The sequence below is a fragment of the Stenotrophomonas sp. S49 genome, from assembly GCF_016624905.1.
Taxonomy (GTDB): Bacteria; Pseudomonadota; Gammaproteobacteria; order Xanthomonadales; family Xanthomonadaceae; genus Stenotrophomonas.
In genome coordinates, this window is sequence record NZ_JACVUD010000058.1 from 18,724 (window position 1) to 27,462 (window position 8,739).

7 protein-coding genes are annotated in these 8,739 nt (G+C 66.8%); 6 read left to right on the forward strand and 1 reads right to left on the reverse strand.

What is annotated here, in order from left to right:
* Window positions 1–105: 105 nt before the first annotated feature.
* Window positions 106–2,859 (forward strand): aconitate hydratase AcnA, encoded by a 2,754-nt coding sequence (acnA, locus tag IAE58_RS13090; protein WP_199933533.1) that lies wholly within the window; start codon window positions 106–108, stop codon window positions 2,857–2,859.
* A 187-nt stretch (window positions 2,860–3,046) separates the two neighbouring features.
* On the opposite strand, the gene IAE58_RS13095 is transcribed toward acnA, so the two are convergent.
* Window positions 3,047–3,499, reverse strand: coding sequence for a hypothetical protein (locus IAE58_RS13095; protein WP_199933534.1), 453 nt, complete (start codon window positions 3,497–3,499; stop codon window positions 3,047–3,049).
* Between the two features lie 178 nt (window positions 3,500–3,677).
* Between IAE58_RS13095 and IAE58_RS13100 the strand changes: the two genes are divergently transcribed.
* The 5 genes from IAE58_RS13100 (at window position 3,678) to betA (ending at window position 8,664) form a co-directional block, all read left to right on the forward strand.
* On the forward strand, window positions 3,678–4,052 hold the full coding sequence (locus IAE58_RS13100) for a type II toxin-antitoxin system Phd/YefM family antitoxin (protein WP_108752998.1): 375 nt from the start codon (window positions 3,678–3,680) through the stop codon (window positions 4,050–4,052).
* Window positions 4,052–4,684 (forward strand): AAA family ATPase, encoded by a 633-nt coding sequence (locus tag IAE58_RS13105; protein ID WP_199933535.1) that lies wholly within the window; start codon window positions 4,052–4,054, stop codon window positions 4,682–4,684. The genes IAE58_RS13100 and IAE58_RS13105 overlap by 1 nt, the downstream gene beginning before the upstream one ends.
* A 162-nt stretch (window positions 4,685–4,846) precedes the next feature.
* Window positions 4,847–5,437, forward strand: a complete 591-nt coding sequence (gene betI / locus IAE58_RS13110) for a transcriptional regulator BetI (protein ID WP_108768759.1) — start codon at window positions 4,847–4,849, stop codon at window positions 5,435–5,437.
* Between the two features lie 42 nt (window positions 5,438–5,479).
* A complete protein-coding gene (gene betB, locus IAE58_RS13115; RefSeq protein WP_199933536.1) occupies window positions 5,480–6,952 on the forward strand; it encodes a betaine-aldehyde dehydrogenase in 1,473 nt (490 codons plus the stop codon).
* A gap of 29 nt (window positions 6,953–6,981) precedes the next feature.
* Window positions 6,982–8,664 carry a choline dehydrogenase gene (gene betA / locus IAE58_RS13120; protein ID WP_199933537.1) on the forward strand — a complete coding sequence of 561 codons (1,683 nt, stop codon included), beginning with the start codon at window positions 6,982–6,984 and terminating at the stop codon, window positions 8,662–8,664.
* Window positions 8,665–8,739: the final 75 nt, after the last annotated feature.

The following is an 8,739-nucleotide window of genomic DNA, read 5'->3' on the forward strand; positions in this document are numbered from 1 at the left end:
ACGTTCATACTGGGGCGCACCCGGGGCCAGCAGGCCCGCGGCGACCGCAAGCAGGCCCGTATACGCACGGGCCAGAGCAAGCCATCCGCAAGAGGAGTCATCCGCATGAGCGATTCGTTCTCCACCCGCAGCCAGCTCGATGTTGGCGGCAAGGCCTACGATTACTTCAGCCTGCCCAAGCTGGGCCAGCGCTTCGACATCTCCCACCTGCCCTATTCGATGAAGATCCTGCTGGAGAACCTGCTCCGGCACGAGGATGGTGGCGCCACCGTGGGCCCCGAACACATCGAAGCGGTCGCCCGCTGGCAGCCCAGCGCCGAGCCGGACACCGAAATCGCCTTCATGCCCGCACGTGTGGTGCTGCAGGATTTCACCGGCGTGCCCTGCGTGGTCGACCTGGCCGCCATGCGCGACGCGGTGGTCAAGCTGGGCGGCAAGCCGGAACAGATCAACCCGCAGATCCCCTCCGAACTGGTCATCGACCACTCGGTGCAGGTGGATGTGTTCGGCAAGCCCGACGCGCTGGACTTGAACGGCAAGATCGAATTCCAGCGCAACCAGGAACGCTACGGCTTCCTGCGCTGGGGCCAGAAGGCGTTCGACAACTTCAAGGTGGTGCCGCCCAACACCGGCATCGTCCACCAGGTGAACCTGGAAAACCTGGCCCGCGTGGTGATGACCGCGCAGAAGGACGGTAAGGACGTGGCCTACCCCGATACCGTCTTCGGTACCGACAGCCACACCACCATGATCAATGGCATCGGCGTGCTCGGCTGGGGCGTGGGCGGCATCGAAGCCGAGGCGGCCATGCTTGGCCAGCCCTCGTCCATGCTGATTCCGCAGGTGGTCGGCTTCAAGCTGACCGGCAAGCTGCCTGAAGGCGCTACCGCAACCGACCTGGTGCTGACCGTCACCCAGATGCTGCGCAAGCTGGGCGTGGTCGGCAAGTTCGTCGAATTCTTCGGTGACGGCCTGCAGCACCTGCCGCTGGCCGACCGCGCCACCATCGGCAACATGGCCCCCGAATACGGCGCCACCTGCGGCATCTTCCCGATCGATCACGAATCGCTGAACTACCTGCGCCTGTCCGGCCGCAGCGAAGAACAGATCAACCTGGTCGAAGCCTATGCCAAGGCGCAGGGCCTGTGGCATGAACCGGGCAGCGCGCCGGCGCAGTACAGCACCACGCTGGAACTGGACATGGGCACGGTGAAGCCGTCACTGGCCGGCCCCAAGCGCCCGCAGGACCGCGTGCTGCTTGAAGACGTGCAGAAGAACTACCGCGAAGCCCTGGTCGGCCTGACCGCCAACCGCGACCGCAAGGACGCGGCCATCGCCAACTTCACCAATGAAGGTGGCGGCACGGCGGTCGGCAACGAGCAACTGGCCAAGGGCCAGGCCGACATCGAGATCGAAGGCCGCAAGGTGCGCCTGAAGGATGGCGCGGTGGTCATCGCCGCCATCACCTCCTGCACCAACACGTCCAACCCGGCGGTGATGATCGGTGCCGGCCTGCTGGCGCGCAACGCGGCCGCCAAGGGCCTGAACCGCCAACCGTGGGTGAAGACCTCGCTCGGCCCGGGCTCGCGCGTGGTTACCGATTACCTGGAAAAAGCCGGCGTGCTGAAGGAGCTGGAGAAGATCGGCTTCTACGTGGTCGGCTACGGCTGCACCACCTGCATCGGCAATTCCGGCCCGCTGCCGACCGAAGTCAGCGCCGGTATCGCCGCGGGCGACCTGGCGGTCACCTCGGTGCTGTCGGGCAACCGCAACTTCGAAGGCCGCGTGCACCCCGAAGTAAAGATGAACTACCTGGCCAGCCCGCCGCTGGTGGTGGCCTATGCAATCGCCGGCACCACCGACATCGACCTGACCACCGAACCGCTCGGCACCGGCAGCGATGGCCAGCCGGTGTACCTGCGCGACATCTGGCCCAGCAACAAGGAAATCGGCGATGTCATCGCCGCCACCCTGGGCCCGGACATGTTCAAGCAGAACTACGCCGACGTGTTCAAGGGCGACAGCCGCTGGAACACCATCGCCTCGCCGGACGGCAATCTGTACGAGTGGAGCGATGCTTCCACCTACATCAAGAACCCGCCCTACTTCGATGGCATGACCATGCAGACCGGCAGCATCGACGACGTGCACGGCGCACGCGTGATGGGCCTGTTCGGCGATTCGATCACCACCGACCACATCTCCCCGGCCGGCAACATCAAGAAGGACTCGCCCGCCGGCCGCTTCCTGCAGGAACGCGGCGTACAGCCGGCCGACTTCAACAGCTACGGCAGCCGCCGCGGCAACGACGATGTGATGGTGCGCGGCACCTTCGCCAACATCCGCATCAAGAACCTGATGTTCGGTGGCGAAGAGGGTGGCAACACCCTGTACTATCCCGCCGCTGGCGGCCAGCCGGAAAAGCTGGCCATCTACGATGCGGCGATGAAGTACAAGGCCGACAAGGTGCCGCTGGTGGTGCTGGCCGGCAAGGAATACGGCACCGGCTCGTCGCGTGACTGGGCGGCCAAGGGCACCCTGCTGCTGGGCGTGAAGGCAGTGGTTGCCGAAAGCTTCGAACGCATCCACCGTTCCAACCTGGTGGGCATGGGCGTGCTGCCGCTGCAGTTCCGCAACGGTGAGAACGCACAGTCGCTGGGTCTGGACGGCTCGGAAGTGATCGACATCACCGGCCTGCAGGATGGCGCAAGCAAGCGCGCCACCGTTACCGCAACCAAGGCCGACGGAACCCAGAAGACCTTCGAAGTGTCGGTGATGCTGCTGACCCCGAAGGAGGTCGAGTACTTCCGCCACGGCGGCCTGCTGCAGTACGTGCTGCGCCAGCTCGCCGGCCGGTAATGTCCGGACTTCCGTAGAGTCGAGCTTGCTCGACTGATCCCAACGTGCCAACCAAGGTTGGCACCTACCAGGGCATGGCGTGCCAACCAAGGTTGGCACCTACCAAGGCATGGCGTACCAACCAAGGTTGGCACCTACCAAGGCATGGCGTGCCAACCAAGGTTGGCACCCACCAGGGCGTCAGCCGCTACGGCCGCACGCCATAGATCCGCCACGGGGCCGCCGTCGGCCCCACGTCGTACACCAGCCCGCGCAGCCCCTCTTCCATCACGGTCTCGCCCTCAGCGGCGCCGGTATTGACCACCGTCACCACCATCTCGAACGCCGGGTGCGCCGCCTGGCCAATGCGCGAACACACCACCCCACGATTCTCGTAGTGCACGACCGGGGTGAACCCGGGATCCTCGCACTGCACGGCCACGAACCGGTAGCCCCGGTCCTCACTGCTGCCCGGCATCAGCGCATGCGCCGCGTACGACACCCGGCCCTGGCCGCCGGCGTAGGCCGGCACCTGCACCCGGAACTGGCCGGTGTCGCCGATCGCCAGCACCGGGTAATCCAACTGCTGCATCGGTGGCGGCGTCTGCGCCAAGGCCACGGCGGAACTACAGAACAGCAGGCAACTCACGGCAATGCGCATCGCACTCTCCCTCACGGAACGGCCTGTGATGGTGCAGTACGGCGGCGTATGGCGTCTTTAGGAATGGGATGAAATAGCTGCCTCTAATTTTCATATTTATGATGTTTTTCATCATTCATGAAATTCGTCCACATCCGGTGTAGGCTGGCGCCACAGGTCACCCCTTCCGGAGCCCGCCATGCTTCACCTGCCCGTCCGCTTCGACCCCATCAACGAGCTGACCCACACCACCGCCTCGTCGGTGAAGGAACACTGGCGCAAGGTCATGCAGGAGGTCCGCGACCAGCGCATGGTGGTGGTCACCAACCATAACGAACCGCAGGCGGTCATCGTCTCCATCGAGCAGTACCGCGCCCTGCAGGCGCGCGTGGAGGCGCTGGAAGCCTCGCTTGAGGAGCTGCGCGACCAAGCCCCGGGCCTGGCTGAACTGCGTGCCGGCTTCGACCAGCGCCTGGCGGTACTGCAGCAGGCCCAGGCCGGCAGCAGCGCACGCGACCTGCTGCGCCGCCCCGCCCGCCTTGGCGGGCAGGTCAAGGCCGGCACCGGCCACTGATGGCGCGGCCTTTCCTGTACGTCCTTGCCGGCGTCAATGGCGCCGGCAAGAGTTCGGTGGGCGGCCATGTGCTGCGCGAGGCCGGGCTGAACTGGTTCAACCCCGACACCTTCGCCCGCGAACTGCGCGGCATCACCGGCCTGTCGCAGGCCGAGGCCAACGCCCAGGCCTGGCAGGAAGGCGTCAACCGCATCCGCGATGCGCTGGACCGGCGCCGCAACCATGCCTTTGAAACCACTCTGGGCGGCAATTCGATCGCCGCCCTGCTGCATGAAGCCAGCCACAGCCACGATGTGCTGATGTGGTTCTGCGGCCTGTCCAGCCCGGAACAGCACATCGCCCGGGTCCAGGCCCGCGTGCGCTCGGGCGGGCACCCGATCAACGAAGCCGACATCCGACGCCGCTGGCCACTGGCGCAGCAGAACCTGATCCGGCTGATGCCGGTGCTGGCCCAGCTGCAGGTCTACGACAACAGCGCCGAAGCCGCCCCCGGCGAAGCCGTGCCCGACCCACAGCTGCTGCTGCAGATGGAAGATGGCCAGGTGCTGTACCCCGAGCCCGACGACCTCGTCCAGCTGGCGGCTACGCCCGCCTGGGCCACCCCACTGCTGGAAGCCGCCCTCCGCCTGTAAGCCAAGGGGTCGGATCCCGGGGTTGGATCCCTTTCCAAAGGAAAAGGGCTCTGACCCTGAACCCCCATCCATACACCATCTTCACTTTTTGTTGATTGAACGTTCAATCAACAAACGCGATACTGTCCACCTCGGGCCAACGCCCATGCCCCAGGTGAGACCGTGCCGAAGAAAGGCATCGAACCGATCCGCCGCGAGCAGCTGATCCAGGCCACCTTCCAGGTGATCCACGACATCGGCCTGGCCGACGCCACCGTGGCCACCATCGCCCGCCAGGCCGGCCTGTCCACCGGCATCGTCGCCCACTACTTCGGCGACAAGGCCGGCCTGCTCAACGCCGCGATGCGGCAGATCCTCAACGAACTGAAAGACGCCTTCGCCCAGTACCGCGCCAAGGCCGATGCAGATCCGCGGGCCCAGCTGCGCGCGCTGGTCGATGGCAACTTCGACCAGACCCAGACCAGCGGCCCGGCCATGCGCGTATGGCTGACCTTCTGGGCGGCGAGCATGCACCAGCCGGAACTGGCCCGCCTGCAGCGCATCAACGACCAGCGGCTGTATTCCAACCTGGCCCATCAGTTCCACCGCGCGCTGCCGGCCGAACGCGCCCGCGACGCCGCCCGTGGCCTGGCCGCGATGATCGACGGCCTGTGGCTGCGCGGCAGCCTGGTCGGCGGCCCGTTCGATACCGCGGCCGCCCGCGCGCTGGCCTACGCCTACATCGACTTCCAGCTGCAGCCCGAGGGCGTATAAGCAGCCTCAAGCCCTTCCCCCTTTGTATCCAGGAGTGCCCCCATGACCGCCCTGCCCGTCCAACAGCTCTACATCCACGGCCGACGCGTCGATGCCACCAGCGGCAAGACCTTCCAGTCCATCAACCCGGCCAATGGCCAGGTCCTGGCCGAGGTGCAGATCGCCAGCCAGGCAGACGTCGAGCGCGCGGTGCGCAGCGCGGCCGAAGGCCAGAAGGTCTGGGCGGCGATGACCGCGATGGAGCGCTCGCGCATCCTGCGCCGCGCGGTCGACCTGCTGCGCGAACGCAATGATGCGCTGGCCCAGCTGGAAACCCTGGATACCGGCAAGGCCCTGGCCGAAACCACCACCGTGGACATCGTCACCGGCGCCGACGTGCTGGAGTACTACGCCGGCCTGGCCACGGCCATCGAAGGCATCCAGCTGCCGTTGCGTGAATCGAGCTTCTTCTACACCCGCCGCGAACCGCTGGGCGTGGTGGCCGGCATCGGCGCCTGGAACTACCCGATCCAGATCGCGCTGTGGAAATCGGCCCCTGCATTGGCCGCGGGCAACGCGATGGTGTTCAAGCCCTCCGAAGTGACCCCGCTGACCGCGCTGAAGCTGGCCGAGATCTACACCGAAGCCGGCGTGCCGGACGGCGTGTTCAACGTCGTGCAGGGCCCGGGCGGCGAGATCGGCAACTGGCTCACCGAACACCCGGTGATCGAGAAGATCTCCTTCACTGGCGGCGTGGCCACCGGCAAGAAGGTGATGGCCGCCGCCGCGTCGTCGTCCCTGAAGGAAGTGACCATGGAACTGGGCGGCAAGTCCCCGCTGGTCATCTGCGATGACGCCGACCTCGGCCGCGCCGCCGACATCGCGGTGATGGCCAACTTCTTCAGCTCCGGCCAGGTCTGCACCAACGGCACCCGCGTGTTCGTGCCGCGCAGCATGCTGGCCGCGTTCGAGGCTGCCGTGGTCGAGCGGGTCAAGCGCATCCGCATCGGCGATCCGCAGGCCGCCGAGACCAACTTCGGGCCGATGGTCAGCTTCCCGCACATGGACAACGTGCTGCGCTACATCGACAGCGGCAAGGCCGAAGGCGCCCGCCTGCTGACCGGTGGCGGCCGCGCCACCGAGGGTGCGCTGGCCGAGGGCGCGTACGTGCAGCCCACCGTGTTTTCCGACTGCCGCGACGACATGAAGATCGTGCGCGAGGAAATCTTCGGGCCAGTGATGAGCATCCTGGCCTACGACGATGAAGACGAAGCGGTGCGGCGCGCCAACGACACCCCCTTCGGCCTGGCCGCCGGCGTGGTCAGCAGCGATATCAGCCGTGCCCATCGCATCATCCACCGCCTGCAGGCCGGCATCTGCTGGATCAACACCTGGGGCGAATCGCCGGCCGAAATGCCGGTGGGCGGCTACAAGGAATCCGGCGTGGGCCGCGAGAACGGCCTGTCCACACTGGGCCACTACACCCGCATCAAATCGGTCCAGGTGGAACTGGGCGACTTCGCCAGCGTGTTCTGAGCAGCGCGCCCCGACCGCAGGAGACAACCATGAGCACCACCCACGAGTACGACTACATCATCATCGGCGCCGGTTCGGCCGGCAACGTGCTGGCCACCCGCCTGACCGAAGACGCCGATGTGCGCGTTCTGCTGCTGGAAGCCGGCGGCCCCGACTACCGCCTCGATTTCCGCACGCAGATGCCGGCCGCACTGGCCTACCCGCTGCAGGGCAAGCGCTACAACTGGGCGTACAAGACCGACCCGGAGCCCTTCATGAACAACCGGCGCATGGACTGCGGCCGCGGCAAGGGCCTGGGCGGTTCCTCGCTGATCAACGGCATGTGCTACATCCGCGGCAACGCGATGGACTATGACAACTGGGCCAGCATGCCGGGCCTGGAAGACTGGACCTACCTGGACTGCCTGCCCTACTTCCGCAAGGCCGAAACCCGCGACATTGGCGCCAACGACTACCACGGCGACCAGGGCCCGCTGCAGGTCACCACGCCCAAGGCCGGCAACAACGAACTGTTTGCCGCCATGATCGAAGCCGGCGTGCAGGCCGGCTACCCGCGCACCGACGATCTGAACGGTTACCAGCAGGAAGGCTTCGGCCCCATGGACCGCACGGTCACCGCGAAGGGCCGCCGCTCCAGTACTGCGCGCGGTTATCTGGACCTGGCAAAGCCGCGCCCGAACCTGACCATCGTCACCCACGCCCTGACTGACCGCATCCTGTTCTCGGGCAAGCGTGCAGTGGGCGTGCAGTGGCTGCACAACGACCAGCCGCAGCGCGCCACTGCCCGCCGCGAGGTGCTGCTGTGCGGCGGCGCCATTGCTTCGCCGCAGATCCTGCAGCGCTCGGGCGTGGGCCCGGCCGACCTGCTGCGCAGCCTGGATATCGACCTGGTGCACCACCTGCCCGGCGTCGGCGCCAACCTGCAGGATCACCTGGAAATGTACCTGCAGTACGAATGCAAGAAGCCGGTATCGCTGGCGCCGGCGCTGAAGCTGTACAACCAGCCGGCAATCGGCGCGGAGTGGTTGTTCCTGGGCACCGGCATCGGTGCCAGCAACCAGTTCGAGGCCGGCGGCTTCATCCGCAGCGATGCCGAATTCGACTGGCCGAACCTGCAGTACCACTTCCTGCCGGTGGCCATCAACTACAACGGCTCCAACCCGATCAAGGCGCACAGCTTCCAGATGCACGTAGGCTCGATGCGCTCGCCCAGCCGCGGCCGCATCCACGTGCGTTCCAAGGACCCGCGCGAACATCCCAGCATCCTGTTCAACTACATGTCGCACGAGCAGGACTGGCGCGAGTTCCGCGCCGCCATCCGCATCACCCGCGAGATCTTCGCGCAGCCGGCGCTGGCCCCCTACAGCGGCCGCGAGATTTCGCCCGGCCGCGAGCTGCAGACCGATGCACAGATCGATGGCTTCGTGCGCGAGCATGCCGAGACCGCCTACCACCCCTCGTGCACCAACAAGATGGGTCATGCCGACGACCCGATGGCGGTGGTCGATGGCCAGGGCCGCGTGCATGGCCTGGACGGCCTGCGCATCGTCGATGCCTCGATCATGCCGCAGGTGGTGACCGGCAACCTCAACGCGCCGACCATCATGATGGCCGAGAAGCTGGCCGACGTGATCCGCGGCCGCCCCGCGCTGGCCCGCAGCACCGCCCCGTACTACCAGGCCAACGGCGCCCCGGTACGCCGCCAGCGCTGACGCAAAAAACCCGCCGGGCTCGGCCCCGCGCGGCCGCGCGGGGCCCGGGGGTGGGGGGCGGCGGGGCCGGGCCCG

Bases quoted from the DNA above. Each gene is read 5' to 3' on its own strand.
- acnA (WP_199933533.1), top strand. From the start codon at position 106: ATGAGCGATTCGTTCTCCACCCGCAGCCAGCTCGATGTTGGCGGCAAG.
- IAE58_RS13095 (WP_199933534.1), bottom strand. From the start codon at position 3,499: ATGCGCATTGCCGTGAGTTGCCTGCTGTTCTGTAGTTCCGCCGTGGCC.
- IAE58_RS13100 (WP_108752998.1), top strand. From the start codon at position 3,678: ATGCTTCACCTGCCCGTCCGCTTCGACCCCATCAACGAGCTGACCCAC.
- IAE58_RS13105 (WP_199933535.1), top strand. From the start codon at position 4,052: ATGGCGCGGCCTTTCCTGTACGTCCTTGCCGGCGTCAATGGCGCCGGC.
- betB (WP_199933536.1), top strand. From the start codon at position 5,480: ATGACCGCCCTGCCCGTCCAACAGCTCTACATCCACGGCCGACGCGTC.
- betA (WP_199933537.1), top strand. From the start codon at position 6,982: ATGAGCACCACCCACGAGTACGACTACATCATCATCGGCGCCGGTTCG.